Origin of the sequence: Flavobacterium ovatum (assembly GCF_040703125.1) — a bacterium.
In the GTDB taxonomy this organism is placed as follows: Bacteria; Bacteroidota; Bacteroidia; order Flavobacteriales; family Flavobacteriaceae; genus Flavobacterium; species Flavobacterium ovatum.
In genome coordinates this window covers 1,709,388-1,733,426 of the sequence record NZ_CP160035.1, presented here as the reverse complement: position 1 = coordinate 1,733,426, position 24,039 = coordinate 1,709,388, and the positions used below count along the sequence as shown (strand labels likewise).

The following is a 24,039-nucleotide window of genomic DNA, read 5'->3' as shown; positions in this document are numbered from 1 at the left end:
CTTAAACAGCAATTAAAGCAACCAAGATAGAATGTTTATTATTATTTACATATTCGCTATTATTGTTCATATTAATGAACAACAATAGAAATGAGCGCAAAAAAACAAATCTTATTCCCCATTCACCAACGCCCTTTAGAGCAAATGGGGGATAATATAAAATTGGCTCGAAAAAAAAAACTCCAAGACCTAGACCTATTATAATCATCAAAACATATAATCTGTCTCCATCCAAAACCGACATCTTCGTTTATCTCCATTAGCAAGAAATACAGAAGCCAAAATTAATAGGTCTCTTATCTGCACAACAGGCCAAACGAAAAAAGTTTTCAATTTTAAACACGATAAAAACTGCTTCAAAACAAAACAAAAATTTCTTACAGTAAAAAATAATCAAAATAGTATGGTATATTAGTTGAAATTTTTTTAAAATAGTTAGCATAAGTCTCAGATTGCTGTAAAGCGAATAGTCTGCCACTTCTCTCTATAATTTTGAATAATTAATCTATAGAAATCGCTAATAAAAATACTAATTTAAAAAAATATAACTAAAACTAATTTTTATGATTAAAAAGACCGCAATGTTAAAGGTAGTTACACTTTTAATAACAATTAGCTTCGGAAATTGTGCCATAGCATAAAAAGACAAAACCCCATGGACTAATTTATTTGATGGTAAAACATTAAAGGGATGGCACCAATTAGGAGGGGAAGCAAAGTATTCGGCAAGAAGTGGAACTATAGTAGGTAGCACAGTTCTTAATTCACCAAATTCCTTCTTAACGACTGATAAAATGTATGGCGATTTTATTTTAGAACTAGATTTTAAAGTTGACCCTAGTATGAATTCGGGAATTCAAATACGTAGCAATAGCTTTCCAAATTATAGAGATGGCCGAGTACATGGCTATCAAGTAGAAATTGATCCTTCTGCACGTGCATTTAGTGGTGGTATTTATGATGAGGCGAGACGTGGCTGGTTGAATAGTATGGATAAAAACCCAACTGCACAAAATGCTTTTAAGCAAAATGATTGGAACCATTATCGCATTGAAGCCATTGGTGATACGATAAAAACTTGGGTGAATGGTGTTGCAGCAGCACATTTGGTAGATGAAAAAACAGCTAAAGGTTTTATTTGTTTACAAGTACATAGCAGTAAAAAAGAAGGAACAGAAATTATTTGGAAAAACATTAAAATCATTTCTAACAATGTAACTAAATATTCTCAAAAATCATCTGTAAAACCAATCATCACTAAAAATCAATTGACGATTGATGAGAATAAAAATGAATGGCATCTTTTATGGGATGGTGAAACGACTAATGGTTGGCGAGGTGCTAAATTAGAAATATTTCCAAACAAAGGATGGAAAATTGAAAATGGTGTATTAAGTGTTTTGTCTTCTGGAGGAGCTGAATCTAACGCAGGCGGAGATATTGTAACTACTAAAGATTATGGTGATTTTGAATTGTCAGTTGATTTCAAGTTAACACCTGGTGCGAATAGCGGAATTAAATATTATGTAGATACAAACATCAATAAAGGAGAAGGGTCATCTATTGGACTAGAATATCAAGTTTTAGATGATGCTTTACATCCTGATGCGAAATTAGGAAACAAGGAAGGAAGTAGAACCGTTAGTTCTTTATACGACTTGATTAAAGCGGATGTCAACAAACCAATCAACGCAATTGGGGAATGGAATACTGCTTATATTATTTCCAAAAACAATCATGTAGAACATTGGTTAAATGGAGTAAAAGTATTAGAATACGAAAGAAAGAGTCCTGCTTATAGGAAATTAGTTTCTGAAAGTAAATATGCCAAATGGCCAAATTTTGGAGAATTAGACAAAGGCCAAATTTTATTGCAAGACCATGGGGATTTGGTTTCTTTCAAAAATGTAAAAATACGTCCTATTAAATAACTAACAGTAAACAAGATCATGTCAAATAGAAGAGATTTTTTAAAAAAAGCAGCAATTGGTACCGTAGGAGTGGCATTAGGAACAGCATCGGTTAGCACGAATGCAAATACAATGTCTGCCAAAAGTTATTCAAAAATAATAGGAGCCAATGACAGACTGCATATCGCCATTCAAGGATTAGGACGTCGTTACGGAGCGTATATGCCAGCGATTTTAGATAAGAATAACAATGTGGAATTGCATTATTTATGCGACGTTATGAAGAGTCAGCGTGATAAAGCCGCAGCTAAATATTCCGATAAGCTGAGCTCTAAACCAAAGCTAGAAAACGATATTAGAAAAATAATAAATGATAAAAATGTAGATGCTATTTTTATGGCTACTCCTGACCACTGGCATGCTCCTGGAGCTTGTATGGCGATGCAAGCAGGAAAGCATGTGTTTCTTGAAAAACCATGTAGTCATAACCCGCAGGAGGGAGAATTGCTGGTTGCTTATCAAAAAAAATACAACAAAGTGGTGCAAATGGGGAATCAACAACGTTCTTCATTGCAATCGCAAGAAATCATAAAAGCCATTCATGAAGGTTTGATTGGCGATGTTTATAGAGCTACAGCATTTTACACAAGTAAACGTGGTGAAGTACCGAATCAAAAAAACGCGGCTCCACCAGAAGGCTTGGATTGGGATCTTTTTCAAGGACCTGCCCCTAGAAGAGCCTATACCGATAATACTTGGAATTACAATTGGCACTGGTACGGTTGGGATTATGGTACTGCCGAAATGGGAAACAATGCCACGCACGAACTTGACATTGCACGCTGGGCTTTAGATGTTAAATATCCAGAGCATGTAAGTGTAAATGCAGGGAAATTTCAATTCAAAGAAGACGGTTGGGAAATGTACGATACCATGGAAGCCACTTTCCGTTTTGCAGGGAATAAAATCATTCAGTGGGACGGACAAAGTAGAAATGGATACGATAAATATGGTATGGGTAGAGGAACCCTTATTTATGGTTCGAAAGGTTCGACGATGATTGGTAGGGATGGTTATAAATTATTTAATCTTAAAGGCGAAGTCATCAAAGAAAACATGGTTCCCGGTATCGAAGATGGAAATGCGCTAGGTGGTGGAGGACAACTTTCTGCAGCACATACGGTCAACTTTTTCGAAGCTATCAGAGGGAAAGCTGCACTTACTTCTCCTATTGATGAAGGGGCTATTAGCCAAATGTTGACACATTACGCCAACATAGCTTCTAGAATAGAGGATTCCTTTGAAGTGGATGAAACAACAGGACGCATTTTTAATAGAGAAGCCATGAAATTATGGTCAAGAACATACGAACCAGGTTGGGAAATTAAACCAGTTTAAAATTAAGATATTCATTGTATCTTAATTAATTCACAAGCATAAAAAAATTGAATGAAAAGAAGAGATTTTATTTTAAAAAGTTCCATGGCCACTGCAGCATTAACTACTACTGCAGTGGGTTTTGGAAATATTCTTAATTTTAGCCAAGCCAATGATTCTGTCAATATTGGGATTATTGGTACGGGAAATAGAGGAACAGGAATGATAGCGAACATCAATAAGATTAAAAATTTTAATGCAATTGGTGTGTGTGATGTTTTACCTTTTCGATTAGAAAAGGGCCTAAAATCCACCCATGGAAAAGCCAAAGGATATACCGATTACCGTAAATTATTAGACAATAAGGATATTGATGCCATATTAGTTTCGGTACCTTTTAGCATGCATTCCCAAATTGCAATGGATGCATTGGACGCTGGTAAGCACGTATATTGCGAAAAAACAATGGCTAAGGGCTACGATGGTATTCATAATTTGGTTTCCAAAGTGAATCAATCAAAAAACGTATTTCAAACTGGTCATCAGTACCATAGTTCTCGATTGTATACTCATGTGGTGGACCTTATAAAAGAGGGTAAAATAGGCCAAATAACAGCCTTTGACTGTCAGTGGAATCGTCATGGAAACTGGAGAAGACCAGTACCGAGTCCAGAATTAGAAAAACAAATTAACTGGCGTATGTATCACGAATTTTCAGGTGGATTGGTTGCCGAATTGTGTTCGCATCAAATTGATTTTGCCAACTGGGTATTGGGCGAAAAACCAAACCAAGTCATGGGAACTGGTGGTGTTGATTATTATAAAGATGGTCGAGAAACCTATGATAATATTCATTTAATTTACAATTATCCATCGGGCGTAAAAGCAAAATTTACTTGCCTGACTAGCAATGCCAAAGATGATTACCAAATTAAAGTCATGGGAGATAAAGGCACCATTATTTTAGACTATACCAAAGCTTGGTTCTATCCTGAGGGTAAAGATAAAAAAGAGTACGGTACGGTTGACGGTGTTTCGGGTGCAACCGTAATCTGGGAAAAAGGACTTGGAATCCCGATTACTGTAGAACATCTTGAACCTAGTGAACAAGCTTTAATTGACTTCAAAGATAGTATTGTACTTAATAAAAAAACTATATCCGATGTAATTACTGGCGCCAATACTGCTATTTGTATTCAGATGGGACTAGATGCTATGTATAACAACAAAATAGTGAGTAGTCCTGCATTTTATTAATAAAGAAAATAGCACTAAATTTAAAGACTTATCAGTAGGCTTTATTTAATAAACACCTAAGTATTGCATTTATTACTTGAATCTAAGCTTTATTAAAATCAAATATGGCAAAAGTAAGTTATTGGATAACTCCCGCTTATGAATGGGGCTATGTAGACAACTGGCCTAATAAAGATGCGAAAGCGCAAATTGATATTAGTTGGGCAGTAAATAAAGATGGGAAAGCAGTACAGTTAAAAGGGGTTGATTTTGTAAAAGTTTACAATTCTAATCGCGCAGAAAACAGCTCAACAGGAGAAGCTTCTACAGAAGTTGCAGGTTTCATAGATTTGAATCTTTAAACATTTAGAAAAGTAAAAGCTTATAAAAACTTAAAGCTCTTACTGTGTTTTTAACGGTAAAAACCAAAAAAAAGGCTGTCTTATCAAGAGGGCACTGAAAAAGTCATTTACAAAAAATCAGCATAAAAAAGGAGCAGTAAAATTTTATTTACTGCTTCTTTTTGGTTATATTTAACTGTAATTATAAGGCTTTTTAGATGTTAGTTCAGCAACAACAAATTCAGTTCAGCGAGCATTCCTCGTTATATGATTTAATCATTCCTAAAGATAATCTTCTTCGAAAAATCAATGAATTAATTGATTTTTCATTTATCACCGATGAACTTATACATACCTATTGTGTAAATAATGGTCGTATGGCAGAAAGTCCTATTCGTATGTTCAAGTATCTACTTTTGAAAACGATTTATACGGTCTCGGATGTTGATGTTGTTGATCGCTCTCGTTTTGACATGTCCTTTAAATATTTTTTGGATATGACACCCGAAGCCGATGTTATCAACCCAAGTTCATTGACAAAATTTAGAAAACTCCGCTTAAAAGACACCGATTTATTGAATTTATTGATTAACAAAACGGTAGCCTTAGCCATTGAAAAAGGTGTTATTCGTTCTAAATCTATAATAGTTGATGCCACACATACTTTATCAAGGTCAAATCCATTTTTAGCTATAGACGTACTGAGAGAACATTCCAAACAACTTCGTAAAGTGGTTTATTCATTTGATGAACAATGGAAAGAACGTATGCCAGAGAAGAACAACGAGAATGATTTAGAAAAGGAGTTGGCTTATAGCAAAGAGTTAGAGAAAAGACTAGAAGAAGATCCTTCGGTGAGTTTGATACCGGCCGTAAAAGAAAAACTCAACTTGCTAAAAGAAACCATCGAAGATACACAAGAAAATTTAATTTTATCAAAAGATACCGATGCCAAAACTGGGCATAAATCTGCCGAGAGTTCTTTCTTTGGCTACAAGACTCATTTAGCTATGACCGAAGAGCGCATCATAACAGCAGCCGTAGTAACATCGGGAGAAAAAGGAGATGGACCGGAGTTGCCAAAACTCTTAGAAATTAGTCAAGAAAATGGAATTGAGGTAGATACTATTATTGGCGATGGTGCCTATTCGGGGAAAGAAAATCTTAAAATCACAAGTGAGCAAAATATTAAAGTAGTGGCCAGACTAAACCCATCCATAACACAAGGATTTAGAAAAGACGAGGATAAATTTGATTACAATAAAGATGCCGATAGGTTTGTATGTCCTGCGGGTCATATGGCAATACGAAAAGCACGAGGTGGAACCAAAGATATCGGGGAAAATCAAGTCGACACTTACTATTTTGATGTTGAAAAATGTAAATCATGTCCTTTAACAGAAGGCTGTTATAAAGAGGGAGCAAAAACAAAAACATATTCGGTATCCATAAAATCAGATTTACATCAAGAGCAAATATCCTTTCAAGAAACAGACTATTACAAAGAAAAAGCAAAGCACCGATACAAAATAGAAGCGAAGAATAGTGAGTTAAAAAATGCACATGGTTTTGACAGAGCGATATCTTATGGCATAAACAATATGCAAATGCAAGGAGCAATGGCTATTTTTACAGTAAATTTAAAAAGAATCATAAAACTAATGTAGGAAATGCGTTCTACTTGCGTATTGTCTAAAATACACTCATTTTAAGCCAAAAAATAGACTCCTAAAATCTAAAATAAAAACAGTTGTAAAATTTAAAACGCTTATAACGGATGTTTGAAATCCTGTTATAAGCGTTTTTTTAATCTTTGAAAAATAACACAAATCGAAATAAGCGAGGTTTTTCAGTGCCCTCCTTATCAAGACAGCCTTTTCAACTAAATTTATTTACTAACATTATGAAAAAACATATTTAATTAATCCTCCGAAACAATAGCTGTACTCCTATCCATTTTTATATTTAATAGTACTGCAACTCCCTTATCATTAAACATAGTCATATTTAAAGTATCCAACACAGCTAATCTTCTAGAGGTTAATCCGCTGAATTTATTATAAGAAACATTCATTTCTTTCAATTTATTTAACTTTTCTAACTCCAAAGGTATCTGACCCACAAAATTATTTTCAAATAAACTTAAGTTTTCTAAAGACTTCATTTCTGAAATGTGATGACTTAATTCACCCGATAATTTATTACTATTTAAAAGCATTACTTTCAAAGAAGCAAGATTATATAATGATGTTGGAATTTGACCTTCTATTTCATTGTTGAAAAGTGATAATGTTTCAAGATTTTTCAAATTACCAATTTGAGACGGCAATTCACCAGACAATCTATTCATAAACAAACTAATGCTTTTCAAATTAACCATATCTCCTATTGAAGCTGGTAGAGAACCTGTAAGACTATTAAAAGATAAATCTAGAACCTCTAATTTTTTCAAATTCCCTAAACCTGCAGGAATTACTCCTGAAAGTTTATTTTTATATAAATTTAATTCTTGTAAATCAATAAGACTAAGGATTTCAGTTGGAATCTCACCTACTAAATTATTATTTCTTAAATTAATTGAAACAATCTTGTCATTAACTAATTTCACTCCATACCATGTAGTTACTGGAGAAGTTAAGTCCCACTTCGTATTCCAATTAACACCATTAGTTGAATTATATAATTTTACTAAAGTTGCTTTATCTGACGGAGTAACTTCTGCAACCATCAAAAAAGAAGTTAAAGCAGTCAAAATAAATGTGAATAAGTTTTTCATAACAGTAGGATTTACTTTTTATTTACACTCAAATATAGGCACAAACAACACAAAAAGGTAAAAATAATCGATAAACTACGTATTTTTTACTCGATAGTAATCCATAACCTACATAAAATAGATCTACAGGAACTAAATAAAAAAACTATATTTGATATACTAACCTAAAAACTAATCACATGGAAATTAATTTTATTGTTTTGTTAGTTGCTGCATCATCAACTATGGTTATTGGATTTATTTGGTACAATCCAAAGGTTTTTGGAACAATTTGGATGACAGAATCAGGAATGACAGAAGAAAAGATGAAAGGTGCTAATATGGTACTTATATTTGGAATGTCATTAGTTTATGCTTTCCTAATTTCGATGTCCTTACAAATGATCACTATTCATCAATGGGGAGCGGTAAGCATGATCGGTGGAGATCCAAGTATTGTTAAACCTTCTTATTACGCCTTTATGGCTGATTACGGAACTACTTTCCGCACATTTAAACATGGTGCTTTTCATGGTATTCTGACAGGAGTTTTTATGGCACTACCTATTATAGGAACAAATGCACTCTACGAAAGAAGAAGTTGGAAATACACTTTAGTCACAGCTGGATATTGGATTGTTAGTTTTATGATAATGGGTGGAATTATCTGCGCTTGGTCTTAAATTAATAAAAACACATACGACAGACTCGTTTCAAAATAGTGGGACGAGTTTTTTTTTATAATTTCTCAATTGCATTCGCTAATAAAAAATCTTTATCCGTCAATCCCCCAGCATCATGAGTTGACAAACGAACATTCACCTTATTATACACATTAAACAATTCTGGATGATGATTCGCTTTTTCGGCCAAAACACCAATTTGCACAATAAATCCAAGCGCTTGATTAAAATTTTTAAAAACAAATTTCTTCTCGATACCATTATTATTGAATTCCCAATCATTTAAGGTTTTCAGTAAAGGTTGTGCTGTTGTCTCTGTATAGATTTCCATAAGTATTATAATTTAGTAATCATAAAATTAGTTAAAATTTATCCATTGGCTTTCTATTTTAACTTTAAATAGTAATTTAGACCTTTTAAAATGGCAACTTCACATTGAAACCAAATTTATCCTTTCAAATTTATTATTCTACTCAAAATCTTCCAACCAACTGGGATAGCTTAACGCCTAAGAATATTTTTCTGAGTAAAGACTATTTGAGTATTCTGGAAAAATCGGCCCCCACCAATATGGTCTGTTACTTTATTGGAATTTTCAAAGAAAATGAATTGGTTGGGATTTCATTAGCACAAAAAATCAATTTAAGTAAAGTAAACTCATTAGGAGAAAGAGATCATTGTTTCAAAACAATGATCAAGAATTTCCTATTTAAAAAATTCATTTCTAACGTTTTAGTCATTGGAAACAATATGCTCACGGGCCAAAATTGTTTTTGTTTTAGTGACCAAATCAATTTAGAAGATGGAATTACTGCATTACACGAAGCCACACATGCGCTTACTGACCAATTAAAAAGCCAAAAGAAGAAAATACATCTTACGGTTTACAAAGACTTCTTAACTACCAATACTCAATTATTTAAAACCTCGAAATTCAAATCGTATTATCATTTTAATACGCAACCGAATATGGTTTTCAACATTAAAGAATCATGGAATTCCATTGATGATTATATTGGAGATTTAAATAAAAAATACCGAGACCAATACAAGCGTGCAAGAAAAAAAGCAATAGGAATCGATAAGAGAAAACTATCTCTAGATGAAATAAAAAAATCTCATTACCGAATCAACGAGCTATATTTAAATGTAGCGCAAAATGCTCCCTTTAATACATTCTATTTATCTGAAAATCATTTTGAAGTATTCAAAAAGAAACTCCATGACAACTTTTTATTCTATGGCTACTTTATAGATGAAAAACTGATAGGGTTCAATACTTTGATTAAAAACGGAGAAGATATAGATACTTACTTCTTAGGTTATGATGAAAGTTGCCAAAGAGAAAAAATGTTATACCTCAATATGTTATATGACATGATTGGTTATTCTATTAATAAAAAATACAAGCGTATTATTTTTGCTCGAACAGCTTTGGAAATAAAAAGTTCCGTAGGCGCTATTCCTGTCGAAATGATTGGGCTGATTAAACATAAAAATTATTTTATTAATTTATTAATGGCTAAGAGTTTCGCTTATTTTGAACCAAAAACAGAGTGGAAAGAGCGCAATCCATTTAAATAATCACTAAAAGACTAAGCAATTGCTACTTTGATTTTCTCTGTCGAAATAGAAATATGTAATTCATCTTCAGTTCCTAAATATTCGCCATCAATTTGAAAATTGACTGGAAAATTAGTTTTGATTACGGCTGAGTCAGTCGATATAATTTCGACTTCTTTTAGATTTATTACTTTTATTCCCATTATTATTTTACAAAAAATAAGTAAGCTCATTTTTTTTATAATCACCAATTCAAATTTACCATCATTTAGAACACCTAAAGGATTAATAACAACTCCAGTTCCATATTTTTTAGCATTAGCCATCACAATCATACGAGCTTCACATTCTATCGATTCATTAGCAGTTGTTATATGAGCTATAAAAGGCTTTTTAGCGTGTAGTAACGTGTGAAATATCTGTAGCGCATAACCCCACTTTCCATGTATTTTACTTTTTTTATAATTCTTAATCAGTTCGGCATTTAAACCAATATCACTCAAATGCAAACTTCTTATTTCATTAATGACGACCATATCAATTTCTATAAAATCGTGATGAAGCGCAATTTCTAAATTTTCCTCCAATGTTTTCATCAAATCCAGTTCGACTGCCAAACCATTAGAAGAACCTACTGGTAATATCCCAAATACAACATCTTCTTTTGCCATGGCTTCCCCTACCATCTTTATCGTTCCATCCCCTCCAGCAATTAAAATCCTTTCTGGATGACTAGCAACATATAAATCTCGTATCACATCAATATCATTAATACCTGTAGTTTTATATATTACAAGGTTCCAATTATTACCGGATACAAAATCTCTAGTAGCCTTAATAAACTGGTATTTATTGACACCTCCTGAAACTGGATTCACTATGAGCAATACATTCTTTTTCAAAATTTCATTCCTTTAATTGCTTAAATTTAACTAAATTTAGTTGTACTCCAAAAGATATCACTGTTATGAAGCCTATTTTAAAATTATATCGAGGTTATGCCAATGAACAAGAGCTGATTGTCATGGGGCATGTTTTTAAACCTACCAATAAGAAAGATTATGATTTTCTATCTAAGAAGTTTAAAAATGCTTCCGCAACAATTAATATGTTCCGAATAAAAACACAAACGAATGCGGATGTATATCTAGAGCATAATAATGAAAAAATACACACCAAGACGCTAAATGATGGTTATTTTAAATTCTGCATTCCTTTACAGCAAAATGAATATGGCTGGGTAGATTATAAAGTAAGTATTATTTATAAAGATCAAAAAATCGAAAGTCAAGAAAGTTACAACCGTCCAATGGAAGGTGATCTAGGAATCATATCTGATATTGATGATACTTTCCTAGTGTCTTACACTAAAAATCCACTTAAAAAAATATACCATCTTTTATTTAAAAATGTAACTAAAAGAAAGGTATTTGAAGACGTTGTCTTTCATTATCAAGCACTTAGCTTGGCAGGAAGAGAAAATAAAAAAGAACGAAATACATTCTTTTATGTATCTAGTAGTGAATGGAACTTATATCGATTTATCATTAAATTTACTGAAATCCATCAATTACCCAAAGCCGTTTTACTACTAAAAGATATTAAAACGAACTTGCGTCAGATTTTCTGGTCTTTAAAACCCGAACGTCACAACCATAAGTTTGAAAAAATAAAACACATTTTAGAATTTTATCCACACTTACAATATGTTTTATTGGGTGACGACTCTCAGGAAGATGTCTTTTTATATGAAGCAATTTGCAAAATATTTCCTTTAAGCGTCAAAGCAGTTTACATTAGGCAAACTGGAAATTCAAAAAAAAACAGAATTATCGCTGTTATGGATAATATAAAAACATTGAATGTGTCTGTTTATTATTTTGAACATAGTGCTCAAGCAATTGAACATTCTAAATCAATTGGAATTATTTCCTAATATATCCTTACAACACTAAGTAGCCTAGATGGTTCCTAAGCGTCGGAAGAAAATCCTTTTATGATTTTTTTTTGCGCCAGTTGCAGAACGAATCTCTATGCTTCGAGACAAGTTCCTGTAACTGGCTAGCAAAAAAAGTTTTGTAAGTACAAAATTGTAATGGTCAGCTGGATTAGCTACAATTTATCTATATCTCCTTGCACAACTTCCCAGTCTAGTAAAAACTGGTCTAAATCTGCTTTTTTCTTATTGTACGCCTTAAAAAAAGCAGCATCTTCAATATGCTTATCATAACTAGAAGCCAACATTTTATCATCATGTTGAATGTCTTTTTCTAATTGCTTGATTTGACTTTCAATTTTACTCAATTTGTTATTTAGAGACTTCCCTTTCTTTTGATCTTCATAGGACGCTTTGTTACTTTCTTTTGGAGCTGCTGCTTTTTGAGCATCTTTCTTCTCGACTTCACGCATGTTTTCAAGGTTGCGTTGCTCTAGGAAGTAGTTGATATCGCCCAAATATTCCTTTATTTTTTGGTCTTTGAATTCATAAACGAGGTTTGACATCCCTTGCAAGAAATCCCTATCGTGAGAAACAAGAAGTAAAGTCCCACCAAATTTTTGCAATGCAGCTTTCAATACATTCTTAGATTTTATATCCAAGTGATTGGTAGGTTCATCCATCAATAAAACGTTGATGGGTTGCAATAACAATTTACAAAGTGCTAAACGGTTACGTTCCCCTCCCGAAAGTACTTTTACTTTTTTATCAACATCATCCCCACGGAATAAGAAAGACCCCAACATATCACGAACTTTACTACGATTGGTATCCATTGCAGCGTCCTCCATTGTTTGCAACAATGTGATTTCACCATCAAGATACTCCGCTTGGTTTTGAGCAAAATAACCCAATTGTACATTGTGCCCCAATTTTATATTTCCTTGGTATTCAAATTCATCAACAATAGCTTTGATGAAAGTTGATTTTCCTTGACCATTTTGACCAACAAAGGCGATTTTACTTCCTCTTTCTACCAATAAATTAATGTCTTTCAATATGGTTTTATCCCCGTAACTTTTGGTTACATTTTCGGCCTCTACCACTACTCTACCCGGTTCTTTGGAAACTGGGAAGGAAATATTCATGACTGAATTATCATCTTCATCTACCTCGATACGTTCTACTTTATCTAATTTTTTTATTAAAGACTGTGCCATGGAGGCTTTAGAAGCTTTGGCACGGAATTTTTCAATTAGCTTTTCAGTTTCTTCAATTTTCTTGGCTTGATTTTTTTGAGTAGCCAATTGTTTTTCACGAATTTCGTGACGCAATTCTAGGTATTGTGTATAAGGCTTATTGAAATCATAAGCTTTTCCTAATGATATCTCGATAGTTCTATTGGTTACGTTATCCAAGAACATTCTATCATGCGAAACAATTACCACGACTCCAGGATAATTACGTAAAAAACTTTCTAACCAAATGATACTTTCTATATCTAAGTGATTTGTAGGCTCATCCAGTAGCAAAACATCATTGGCTTGTAATAACAACTTGGCTAATTCAATACGCATTCTCCAACCTCCAGAGAAAGTCTCAGTTTGATTATTAAAAACATCTCTTTTGAAACCTAAACCTAAAAGAATTTTCTCTGTATCACCAACATAATTATATCCACCCAATAAATCAAATCGGTGCGTATAATCAGAAAGGTCTTCAATTATTTTAGAATATTCTTCACTTTCATAATCAGTACGGGTGACTAATTGATGGTTTATTTCTTCTAATTTTTTTTCTACAATTTTAATCTCTACAAAAGCTTCGTAGGCCTCTTCTAATACTGTTCTTCCTTGTTCAAAATCGATATCTTGACGTAGAAACCCCATGCGAACATCCTTCTCTTGTGAAATAACACCCGAATCTGGTTTAAAATCTCCCGCTAACATTTTGAGCATAGTAGATTTACCAGCTCCATTTTTACCAACGAGACCAACTCGATCTCCAGCTCCTAATCGGAATGTTACTTCTTCGAACAAATAAGTACCTCCGAATGAAACGGATAAATTGTGTATATTAAGCATATATTGTGACTAAAGTTACAAAGGCTACAATCCTAAAACCGTATCTTTGTTTAAAATTTTTTGCAAATGTTAAAAAAAGGATCCAAACTAAATAGTATTTTAACAGGAAGTTGTCCTAAATGCCAAAATGAAAGCATGTATGTGGATAAAAACCCACTTCATTTAGGCTCAGTATTAAAAATGAATGAAGATTGTAGCCATTGTGGATTACATTACCAAATAGAACCATCGTTTTTTTATGGAGCTATGTATGTAAGCTACGGACTGAATGTTGCAGTTGGTATTGCTACCTTTATCATATCTAAGTTATTATTTAATAGTAGTCTAAAAACTTCTTTCATATCTATAATTGTTGCCTTAATTATTACGGCCCCTTTAGTATTGAGATGGTCAAGAAATATTTACATAAACATGTTTGTTTCGTACGACCCTACATTCAACAAAAAGAAAAAAAATACTATACCTAAAATCTAATCTACAATAATTAAATATAATTTTTAGGTTTTATACGGTTAATATTAATTTCATCATCTAAAGGAATTCCGTTTTCAATAGAATCATATAATGCTTTAGCCATTTCAGGGCCAATCATAACGCCACGTGTCCCTAATCCATTAAGAACATGCACTCTCGTATATTGAGGATGGGTACCTACCAAAGGGCGCCTATCACGAACAGTAGGTCGAATTCCTGCAAAATGTTCAACTATCTCAAAATCACAATCAATAATCTCTTGAATTCTATCTATTAATTCAGCTCTACCATCTACTGTGGGTTCAGCAGATTTGTCTTTCCAATTATAAGTAGCCCCTACTTTAAATAATCCATCACCTAGAGGCAAAATAAACACATTAGTATTGACAATTACGTCTAGACCTAACATGGGTGCTTTAATAATAAATAACTCCCCTTTGGTGCCATCTAGAGGCAAATGTTTAAAATAAGGATTAGCACGTATTCCAAAACCCTCCGCAAAAATGATATTCCTAGCTTGAACCTCTTTATATTCAACATAACCATCACTAATTATTAATTTATTGTAATCAAAAGTTTCATTAAGGAACCATTGATTAACCTTCAGGTACACTCTATAAGAAGACAATAAACTAGCCGTATCAACAAATCCAGTATGTAAAACTTCCCCATAATTAAATGGCGAATTAATTCCCGAATATTTTTTTGTAATTAAATTAAGTGATAAAAAAGGAGCTAGACTAGGTTTATCAGATGCAGAAAACCAATTATTTTGTTCTTCAATAGAAAAGAACTTTCTCAATATAGGCTTTTTAAAATCAAATTTAGAATCCAATTTAGTTTCAATACTACTATAAAATGACTTCATCAAATCTAATTGTTCTTTCGCATGCCAAACTTCACTAAAACGTTTTAGAATAACTGGATTATAAAGCCCTCCAGCTATTTTAGATGAATTTTGAGAATCATCATCAATTACTAAAATAGTCTTATGCTGTGCCAATGCAGTTTCTGAAAAAGAAATACCCGCTAATCCTGAACCAACAATTAAATAATCTATCATTCTATTTTTTTTAAAGCTAAACCAAGTCCCAATAAAAAACTCTTACTAAAAAGTAAGAGTTTTTGTTTAATATTATTAAGTTTTAATGTCTTAGTAATTCCACATATCAGACTCAAAATTACGTATCTTTTCTTTTATTCTTTCAGACTCTAGTAATTGATTTTGAGCATTGTCTTTCATATATTCCTTAATCTCCCTATCGCCATATACATTTTCTTCTTTATATATAACACTATTGAATCGTCTAGAATTCAAGATTTGATCAAAAGAAATTGGCATAGAAGAGTTTTTATCATTAAAAGCTTTCGCCTCATGTAACACATTTCTAGCTGAAGGAAAGAAAATCCAAAATAACTCTATATAATCTTTTTCATCACTATTCATTGTATAAACATCTGGAGTAACAGGACAAATACCTAGCAAACGATATTTTAATTCACTTTGACGTTTATCAAAATACCAAAACCCTTTGATTTTGTATTGTGTTACATCTTGAGCCGTTAAATCAGAACGTAAAATATATTCTGCAGAAACAGCTTTTCTACCTGCATTTATTTGTTCCCGACCCGCATCAGTAGTATCAACTCTAGACAAAGAAGCTTCGATATCTCTAAAAGATTTCTTAGTATTAAAATAACTATCTGAATACACTTCCGTGATTTTTCCGTTTTTAATAGCAGTAGTCAAAACTGAATATAATGAACGTCTATCTGATCCAATGTTTTCATCGATTGGAAAATACAAAGGAAAATTAATTCTTTCACTTAAATCAATAATTTCCCACACAGTTTTACCCATCAAAATATCTCTATCATGAACATAACCATACGCCAATGGCTTATCATTATCCGAGATTAGTTGAGCAGGTGTTTTAAGACCTATTTGCGAAGGTGTTTTTGCGTTAAGTAAATTAGATTGCGCATAAGATGACACACTCCATATTACAGAAAACATTACCAATAAACCGTTTTTTATATTCTTCATGATGCCATTATATAATTTTAATGAACTCCTTTTATTAATAACTACTATTGAATTTCAAAAATTACTGGAGAAGTTCTTGGTAATAAATAACTACCTGCTCCAACTAATCTTGTTTTAATTTCAGAAATAGTTACCTGATCACCTCTCACTGCCTTAGAAAGAACTGACTTACACTGTGAATTTAATTTATCACCTTGAACCACCACAGTTGGTTGTCCAGTTAATTTCAAATTAAACCCTACTACATCTAAACCAACTTCAAAATCAAAATCTTCTAATTTAGCACCAATAGTAGCTATTTCAAGATTAGATTTAGGCCCTTTCACAACTCCTGTTTCTCCTCTAATAGTACCTGTTGGACCAGGAATCCCTTTAATTCTAAAAGTCTTACTATCTGAAACTTTAGAACCATCTGGTAAAGTTCCAGTAACATTAATAACAACTTGACTACCTGAAGAAGGACTCATGTTAAATTTCCCTCCTCCAGCTGAACTTAATCCAGGAGCTGAAGCCGAAACTTTATCAGCAGGAATACCTGCAAATGATATAGTCATTGGATTTACAACACCTCTATACACTACGTTCATCTTATCAGCTGATATAGTAGCCGATTTAGGCCTAGCAACAACTACATATTTATCTTTAATAGGCAAACTAACTACTTTCCCATTTTCGTCAAAATTAAATGAACCTGCAATTGCATGTTCTCCAATATTACCCGCTCCAAATGAAAACTTAGCTTGACCAGCCATTGCTTGAATACTTGAACCATTAACAACAACCGATTTGGCTTTTAATGATGGATCAAATTTTCCTAAGATAATTTTACCCGAAACTGCTTCTCCTTGAAAGAAAACAGATTTATCCAAAACTACTATTGGCTGATATGCTGTAAGTGAAGCTGCTGCAACTAGATCAGATTGAAACATACCAGTCATTACATCACTTTCAGTAGTTTTAATGTCTGCCTGAATCTGAGACAACTTAGTTATTGTTGCAATGATCGGGAATCCCTTATAATTATATTCTAACCAAGGTAAATTTGCTCCAGCTTTTTTTGAAAAAACAGGTATTGTAGCAAATCTATTTTCAATTTTCTTTACTTCTGATTCAGCTATTGAGCTTCCGCCAATTTTTTTTATTTGAGAAGGATAACTATTAATTTTATCTAAAAACTCTTTTCCTTTAGCCGAAAGTTTATCACCTGTAAAGAACATATTATCAATCAAATCTCCTTTATCCATTTGCTCGTAAGGCAAATTACCTTCTTCATCTCTTTCGAAATTTTTAGTAACAGAAGTTTTAATGCTTTCTATGTAATCATTAAGTTCTCTAGATACAGCTCTAATTTTTTCGACTTTTGCCTTTTTTTCTCCAAATTGACCCGGTTGATCAACTGCTTTTTGTGCTAGCTGTTGAAAAGATGACTCATTACGATTATCCGAAATTAGGTTTGATTCTACAATTTTTAAATTTAAAATCCCAAAAGCTGATAATACTTCTTTGGACATGTTTAATGCTAACATTGCAATGAAAACCAAATACATTAGGTTAATCATTTTCTGTCTAGGGGTTAGTTTTCCTCCTGCCATAATTATTTTTTCTAATTAGTTTAAAATTATTTTTGTAGTCGTTCGAAACTAATTATCCCTTATTATTCATTGCTGTAAGCATTCCTCCATAAACATTGTTCAATGAAGACAAGTTTGTAGTTAAGGATTGCATTTGTTCTTTTAATTTTACATTGTTTTCAAGAACTTCTTCATTTATTTGAGCATTTCTAGAAGCACTTTGTAATTGAATTTTATACAAACTGTTCAATGATTCCATTTGCGCAGCAGCCAAAGATAGTTCTTCACTATATTTTTTTGTTGAAGCCATTGAGTCAACTGTCGGAGCAATACCTTTAGCTGCAGATTCGAAATTTTTAATACTATTCCCTAAACTTGACATTAACTCACCATCAATTTTAGCATCTTTAAGCATTGCATCTAATTTCTGTGACAATAACCCTTGTGCTTCAGCTGGAGACTCTTGTTTAATTTTAACTTCTCTTTTTTGAGCTTTACCGTTAGCTAATTCCGGATATACTAAAGTCCAATCTAGCTCATCATCTACGGGTTCAAAAGCAGACAATGCAAAAATTAACGCTTCTACCAATAATCCAATTGTCAACATCAAGTTACCTGTTAAAGGTCCTAACTCGATATGAGTAATTTTAAACAATGCCCCTACGATTACTACCGCAGCTCCCATTCCGTATGCAAAATTCATTGCTTTTTTACTTAGTAATGCCATAATTTGTGATTTTTATTTATTTAGTAGATTTGGTTTTTTATCTTTTTCTACTAGAGGAATTTCCAGTAGTTTGCAATCCCATATAGTCTTGAACTGTACGGAACCCTATATAACTTCTAGCTGAATCAGCATATTCATAATCCCTAGTAGCGACTTGTAAGAAATAAGACACGTCTTTCCAGGATCCTCCACGCACTACTTTACGCTTATTAGATAAATCTAATACATTTGGATTCATTGAAGAAACATATTCATAAGCATTTGGATCGTAAGATGTATCAGTCCATTCTGAAACATTCCCTGCCATATTATATAAATTATAGGCATTTGGATCATATGATTTTGCTTCTACAGTATATAATGCCTGATCTGCAGCATAATCACCTCTACTTGGCTTAAAATTAGCTAAGAAACAGCCTCTATCATTTTTAGTATAAGGACCTCCCCACGGATATGTCGCTGATTGTAAACCACCTCTAGCTGAATATTCCCATTCTGCCTCAGTTGGCAAACGAAATGAGTTAATCAAATCACGACCTTTAGCTTTAGATTTTATATAGGAATTTTTATTTAGAGTTCTCCATGCACAAAATGCTTTTGCTTGCGTCCACTTAACACCAACTACAGGGTAATCACCATATGCTTTATGCCAAAAATAATCATTATGCATTGGTTCATTATAAGAATATGAAAAATCTTTTATCCAAACTGTTGTATCTGGATACACCTTAACCTCTTCAGTTTTAATGAAATCTTTTCTTTTTCCAACTTTAGCTTTAGCTGCAGCTTGAATATCCATCCAAGAATAACGAAACTTTAATTTGTCTACATCAATGGTTCTCAATCCGTTGTATGAAGCTTCAATTGGCAAATACATAGAATCCATCACCTCAACGTAATATTCATCTGGATATTTTTTTGGATCTTTTATCAGTTTAACTTTTCGATTAAGTCTTCTACCTGCATAAGGATCATCATCTGTTCCTATACTGTAATAGTTATCATACATGTACTTATCGTAAGCTGTCATTTTAGCCGGATCTGTATCATTAAACGCAAAATCACCTATACTTCCTGCCTTACTATTCTTTCCATCACCAGGTTTAATTCCCAATTCATCAGCAAGAATAGCCAATCGAACTCTCATTGTAGAATCTTTTACCCATTCTACAAATTGACGATACTCACTATTTGTAATCTCAGTTTCATCCATATAAAACGACCTAACGGTTACTGTTTTAGTTGGAGCATCTTGAACCGCAGCTACATCTTCATCAGATTTACCCATGATAAAAGCACCTCCTGGAACCAAAGTCATTCCATAAGGTTTCTCAGGATGCCACTTCGCCCCTTTAACACCAACCAATTCTCCTTTATCGCTTGATTTACCACAGCCAATTAACAGCGTCAAAATTGCCATAAATGCAATGAAATTCTTCATATAAAATCGGGATATATATTCATTATTTTTCAATGTGTAAACGTATTTATTATTTTTTTAAAAAACAATTATTTAACTAAACATTTTTTTTTTTAAAAATACAGAAATCAAATTACCAAAACTAAGATTAAACGATATTTTTTCGTTGCGCTTTCCACCATCTTTCAGGTAATTCTTGATTGCACGCCCCTATGTACTCCTCATAGGAACAAGGTAATAACGTATTTCTTTTTAATTTATTGTTTCCATTTGTTACAAATGGTATTTCTATCCACCATCTATCGGTTTTATCACTTTTATAAAAAACCAAAGTTTCCTCTTCAATTGGAACAATAAACTTAATATAACTTTCTCTACTTCCAAATGGATATTCATTAGAACGATAATGATATCCTTCTATAAAATACCAGATTATTTGAGCAATAAGAACTGATTCTTGCAGAGAATTATTATGATTAAAAAGCCCAAACATAGAAACCTTATCACTTATACCCGCATATCTTGACAAAGAACAAATTTCTTTACCATTAAAACCATTGGGCTCAAAGGAAATAAAATTTCCTGAATCTGAAGACTTTACGGAATTCAAATCCAAACTCACTATATCAGCATCCCTAAAAACAGGTTCCGCTAATGAAATATTATTTGAAATTTGACCTAATCGATATCCATCAAAAAAAAGCTTTTCAATTAAATCTATCTCTTCTTGAGAATTATAGTATGTTTGATAACCAATATTACAATAATTAAATAGGTTATTAGGCTCATCAATAATTATTTTAGTCAAAAAAGAAGAAGCCAAAACCGATTCATTTTCTTTACCAAAATCAAATTTACTATCAATTGAAACCAAATTCACCATTTGCTCTAAATCGTCGTAAGCACGGTATAATGCATAAGTCAAATCTTGCGAACCCCCAATTACAATTGGAATCACCTTGTTTTTTATCAAAGTTGCCGCAACTTTTCGCAATGCAAAATAAGTATCTTCAATACTATCCCCTGCGATGATATCTCCTAAATCAGCTATTGAAGCGTCCCAATTACCCGGAAACATGGCGTACAACTGTTTCCTAATAGGATCCAAATTAACATCCAGAACTGCACTTTTGTCTCCCCTATTATCTAACACCCCAATTATTGCAATATTAATTTTTTCAATCTCCGGAAATTGATCTTTAGTATGAAAAACTACTTTACTTCCTAATTCTTGAACCGAAAATTCATTTATATGAGCAATAAAACTTTCACTCAAAGGGGTTAAAAACTCAAATTCCATAGTTTATTATTTCTTTTTAGGAGCTACTTTCTTCACAGGTGCTTTTTTTGCAGCTGCTTTTTTTACTGGTGTTTTCTTAGCCGGTGTTTTAAGAGCGATCATTTCTTTAACTTCTTCCAAGGTCAATTTTGTAGCATCTACCTCTTTTCCTAATTCAATTTTTATTTTTCCTTTCAAAATCACAGAACGACCCCATCTTGCTTTTTCAACCAAAATACCTTCCTCTTCCCAATTATGAAGTACTTTATCTATGTTTTTTTGAATTTTATCATCAATTAAAGCTTCAATATCTGCTTGAGATAAATTATCAAAATCATATTTCTTACTCACATTGATAAACAAACCATTCCATTTGATGAATGGACCAAAACGCCCCACTCCTTTTTGCACACCTTCATCTTTATAAGTAGCGATTGGTGCATCGGCTTTGATTTTTTCATCAATTAACTCCTCTGCTCTTTCTTTAGAAACCCCTAATGGATCTTCTCCCTTTGGCAAAGAGATAAAAACACTTCCGTGACGTACATATGGACCAAAACGACCATTACTTACTTCCACTTCTTCATCCAAGTACGTTCCTAAAGCTTTTGGCAACAAAAACAAATTTAAGGCATCTTCCAACGTAATATTCCCAATATTTTGCTCTTTCATTAAGCTTGCAAACTTTTTCTCTTCGTCTTCAGCGTCTCCAATTTGAGCCATTGGACCAAATTTACCCAAACGAACAGAAACTGGCTTCCCTGATTTTGGGTCTGTCCCTAAAATACGTTCACCACTTTCTCGCTCTGCATTCGCCTCAACATCTTTTACAGTAGGATGAAATTGATCGTAGAACTCCTTCATCATTACTGCCCAATCCACATTTCCTTCCGCAATTTCATCAAAATCTTGTTCTACTTTGGCTGTAAAATTGTAATCTAAAATATTTCCAAAATTCTTAACTAAGAAGTCAGTAACAATCGTACCAATATCTGTAGGTACTAATTTCCCTTTATCTGATCCTGTATTCTCTTTTAGTCCTTTTTCAACAAGTTTCCCTGCTTGTAAAGTTAACTGCGTATAATTACGTTCATTTCCTTCTAAATTCCCTTTTTCAACATAATTTCTATTAATAATAGTTGAAATAGTTGGTGCATAAGTAGATGGGCGACCAATTCCTAATTCTTCTAATTTCTTCACCAAAGAAGCTTCTGTATATCGTGCTGGCGGTCTTGAATAGCGCTCGGTTGCAGTAATAAAGTTATTGACTAACTTTTCGTTTACTTTCAATGCCGGCAACATCCCCTCTTGTTCTTCTTCATCGTCATCATGTCCTTCAAGGTACACTTTCAAGAATCCTTCAAAAAGCAAAACCTCACCAGAAGCTGTAAATGTTTCCGAATGATTATTAGCTTGAATTTTTACATTGGTACGTTCCAATTTAGCATCACTCATTTGAGACGCTAAAGTTCGCTTCCATATCAAATCATACAAACGCGCTTGGTCTCTATCAATATTCACCGTATGACGGGACATATCCGTAGGACGAATCGCCTCGTGAGCTTCTTGAGCTCCTTTACTTTTATTAACAAATGTTCGAGGAAACGAGAATTCCTTACCATAAGATGTGATAATTTCAGCTTGAGCAGCATCCATCGCGTCTTTGGATAAATTTACACTATCCGTTCTCATATAAGTAATCAATCCCGCCTCGTACAAACGTTGCGCCAATTGCATGGTGATACCAACCGGTAAATACAATTTACGAGCTGCTTCTTGTTGTAAAGTCGAAGTCGTAAACGGAGCGGTTGGTGTTTTCTTTGTTGGTTTTGTTTCTAAATCAGAAACTTTATAAGTAGAACCAATATTTTTATTTAAAAAATCTTCGGCTTCTTTTTTTGTATTGAAATTTTTAGGCAATTTGGCTTTAAAAGTCTTTCCTGCTTCATTGGTAAATTCAGCTACAACAGAATAACTTGCTACTGCATTAAAATTTTGAATATCTCGTTCTCGTTCTACAATCAAACGAACAGAAACAGATTGCACACGACCCGCAGATAGTCCGCCTTTTATTTTTCTCCAAAGAACCGGAGACAATTCATATCCTACCAATCTATCTAATACACGACGCGCTTGTTGTGCATTTACTAAATTATAATCTATTTCACGTGGATTATCAATTGCTTTTAGAATCGCATTTTTTGTAATCTCATGAAAAACAATACGTTTTGTTTTTGCTTTATCTAATTTTAATTCTTCGGCAAGATGCCAAGAAATAGCTTCTCCCTCGCGATCCTCATCACTTGCTAACCAAACCATATCGGCTTTTTTGGCCAGCCCTTTTAACTTAGTAACTAAGGCTTTTTTATCTGACGAAACTTCGTATTTAGGTTTAAAACCATTCTCTACATCTACCCCAATTTCCTTGGAAGGCAAGTCGGCAATATGCCCATAACTTGATTCTACTTGATAATCACTTCCTAGAAATTTCTCGATTGTTTTCGCCTTTGCAGGGGACTCCACTATTACTAAATTCTTTGCCATTGCTCTATTTTTCTGAGACAAAAGTAGAAGTTTTTTTTAAATATAACGCTTTTGGTGATTTTTAAAAAAAGATTCCCTCACTAAAAACACTT

19 protein-coding genes and 1 pseudogene are annotated in these 24,039 nt (G+C 33.1%); 9 read left to right on the top strand and 11 right to left on the bottom strand.

All coding sequences use genetic code 11. The features are described 5' to 3' along the window. Positions 1-581: 581 nt before the first annotated feature. From ABZP37_RS07410 to ABZP37_RS07390, 5 genes and pseudogenes are all read left to right on the top strand, one after another. A pseudogene (locus tag ABZP37_RS07410) lies at positions 582-1,931 on the top strand (DUF1080 domain-containing protein). An 18-nt stretch (positions 1,932-1,949) separates the two neighbouring features. Continuing rightward, positions 1,950-3,308, top strand: a complete 1,359-nt coding sequence (locus ABZP37_RS07405) for a Gfo/Idh/MocA family oxidoreductase (RefSeq protein ID WP_366186924.1) — start codon at positions 1,950-1,952, stop codon at positions 3,306-3,308. A gap of 51 nt (positions 3,309-3,359) precedes the next feature. After that, positions 3,360-4,544, top strand: a complete 1,185-nt coding sequence (locus tag ABZP37_RS07400) for a Gfo/Idh/MocA family oxidoreductase (protein WP_366186922.1) — start codon at positions 3,360-3,362, stop codon at positions 4,542-4,544. A 104-nt stretch (positions 4,545-4,648) separates the two neighbouring features. Next, complete coding sequence (locus ABZP37_RS07395) at positions 4,649-4,885, top strand: hypothetical protein (RefSeq protein WP_366186921.1); 237 nt, start codon at positions 4,649-4,651, stop codon at positions 4,883-4,885. 197 nt (positions 4,886-5,082) lie between these two features. Continuing rightward, complete coding sequence (locus ABZP37_RS07390; RefSeq protein WP_366183768.1) at positions 5,083-6,531, top strand: IS1182 family transposase; 1,449 nt, start codon at positions 5,083-5,085, stop codon at positions 6,529-6,531. Between the two features lie 254 nt (positions 6,532-6,785). Here ABZP37_RS07390 and ABZP37_RS07385 read toward each other — a convergent pair whose 3' ends face one another. Next, the gene (locus tag ABZP37_RS07385) at positions 6,786-7,640 is read right to left on the bottom strand and encodes a Two component regulator three Y domain protein (protein WP_366186920.1); all 855 of its coding nucleotides are present in this window, start codon (positions 7,638-7,640) and stop codon (positions 6,786-6,788) included. 179 nt (positions 7,641-7,819) lie between these two features. On the opposite strand from ABZP37_RS07385, the gene ABZP37_RS07380 reads away from it, so the two are divergent. Beyond that, positions 7,820-8,302, top strand: a complete 483-nt coding sequence (locus ABZP37_RS07380) for a DUF1761 domain-containing protein (protein WP_366186919.1) — start codon at positions 7,820-7,822, stop codon at positions 8,300-8,302. Positions 8,303-8,357: 55 nt separating this feature from the next. On the opposite strand, the gene ABZP37_RS07375 is transcribed toward ABZP37_RS07380, so the two are convergent. Then, on the bottom strand, positions 8,358-8,633 hold the full coding sequence (locus tag ABZP37_RS07375; RefSeq protein ID WP_366186917.1) for a 4a-hydroxytetrahydrobiopterin dehydratase: 276 nt from the start codon (positions 8,631-8,633) through the stop codon (positions 8,358-8,360). A gap of 104 nt (positions 8,634-8,737) precedes the next feature. Here ABZP37_RS07375 and ABZP37_RS07370 point away from each other — a divergent pair, with 104 nt between their 5' ends. Further along, the gene (locus tag ABZP37_RS07370) at positions 8,738-9,886 is read left to right on the top strand and encodes a peptidogalycan biosysnthesis protein (protein ID WP_366186915.1); all 1,149 of its coding nucleotides are present in this window, start codon (positions 8,738-8,740) and stop codon (positions 9,884-9,886) included. Between the two features lie 11 nt (positions 9,887-9,897). Here the strand turns inward: ABZP37_RS07370 and ABZP37_RS07365 are convergent, their stop codons facing one another. Further along, positions 9,898-10,743: a diacylglycerol kinase family protein gene (locus ABZP37_RS07365; RefSeq protein WP_366187492.1), complete on the bottom strand. Its 846-nt coding sequence runs from the start codon at positions 10,741-10,743 to the stop codon at positions 9,898-9,900. Positions 10,744-10,832: 89 nt separating this feature from the next. On the opposite strand from ABZP37_RS07365, the gene ABZP37_RS07360 reads away from it, so the two are divergent. Beyond that, positions 10,833-11,801 carry an App1 family protein gene (locus ABZP37_RS07360; RefSeq protein ID WP_366186913.1) on the top strand — a complete coding sequence of 323 codons (969 nt, stop codon included), beginning with the start codon at positions 10,833-10,835 and terminating at the stop codon, positions 11,799-11,801. Between the two features lie 176 nt (positions 11,802-11,977). On the opposite strand, the gene ABZP37_RS07355 is transcribed toward ABZP37_RS07360, so the two are convergent. Then, on the bottom strand, positions 11,978-13,885 hold the full coding sequence (locus tag ABZP37_RS07355; protein WP_366186912.1) for an ABC-F family ATP-binding cassette domain-containing protein: 1,908 nt from the start codon (positions 13,883-13,885) through the stop codon (positions 11,978-11,980). Between the two features lie 66 nt (positions 13,886-13,951). Here ABZP37_RS07355 and ABZP37_RS07350 point away from each other — a divergent pair, with 66 nt between their 5' ends. After that, positions 13,952-14,359, top strand: a complete 408-nt coding sequence (locus ABZP37_RS07350) for a DUF983 domain-containing protein (RefSeq protein WP_366186911.1) — start codon at positions 13,952-13,954, stop codon at positions 14,357-14,359. A gap of 10 nt (positions 14,360-14,369) precedes the next feature. Here ABZP37_RS07350 and ABZP37_RS07345 read toward each other — a convergent pair whose 3' ends face one another. The 7 genes from ABZP37_RS07345 to topA all read right to left on the bottom strand — a co-directional run bounded on the left by ABZP37_RS07345 (position 14,370) and on the right by topA (position 23,947). Further along, entirely contained in the window at positions 14,370-15,422 is a 1,053-nt protein-coding gene (locus ABZP37_RS07345) for an FAD-binding oxidoreductase (protein WP_366186910.1), read from the bottom strand. 90 nt (positions 15,423-15,512) lie between these two features. Beyond that, positions 15,513-16,406 carry a gliding motility protein GldN gene (gldN, locus tag ABZP37_RS07340; RefSeq protein WP_366186908.1) on the bottom strand — a complete coding sequence of 298 codons (894 nt, stop codon included), beginning with the start codon at positions 16,404-16,406 and terminating at the stop codon, positions 15,513-15,515. A 44-nt stretch (positions 16,407-16,450) separates the two neighbouring features. Then, positions 16,451-17,998 (bottom strand): gliding motility protein GldM, encoded by a 1,548-nt coding sequence (gene gldM, locus ABZP37_RS07335; RefSeq protein ID WP_366186906.1) that lies wholly within the window; start codon positions 17,996-17,998, stop codon positions 16,451-16,453. 52 nt (positions 17,999-18,050) lie between these two features. Continuing rightward, positions 18,051-18,704 carry a gliding motility protein GldL gene (gldL, locus tag ABZP37_RS07330; protein ID WP_366186904.1) on the bottom strand — a complete coding sequence of 218 codons (654 nt, stop codon included), beginning with the start codon at positions 18,702-18,704 and terminating at the stop codon, positions 18,051-18,053. Positions 18,705-18,741: 37 nt separating this feature from the next. After that, complete coding sequence (gene gldK, locus ABZP37_RS07325) at positions 18,742-20,145, bottom strand: gliding motility lipoprotein GldK (RefSeq protein ID WP_366186902.1); 1,404 nt, start codon at positions 20,143-20,145, stop codon at positions 18,742-18,744. Positions 20,146-20,272: 127 nt separating this feature from the next. Next, positions 20,273-21,424, bottom strand: a complete 1,152-nt coding sequence (locus tag ABZP37_RS07320) for a formimidoylglutamase (protein WP_366186900.1) — start codon at positions 21,422-21,424, stop codon at positions 20,273-20,275. A gap of 6 nt (positions 21,425-21,430) precedes the next feature. After that, a complete protein-coding gene (gene topA / locus ABZP37_RS07315) occupies positions 21,431-23,947 on the bottom strand; it encodes a type I DNA topoisomerase (RefSeq protein ID WP_366186898.1) in 2,517 nt (838 codons plus the stop codon). Positions 23,948-24,039 lie beyond the last annotated feature (92 nt).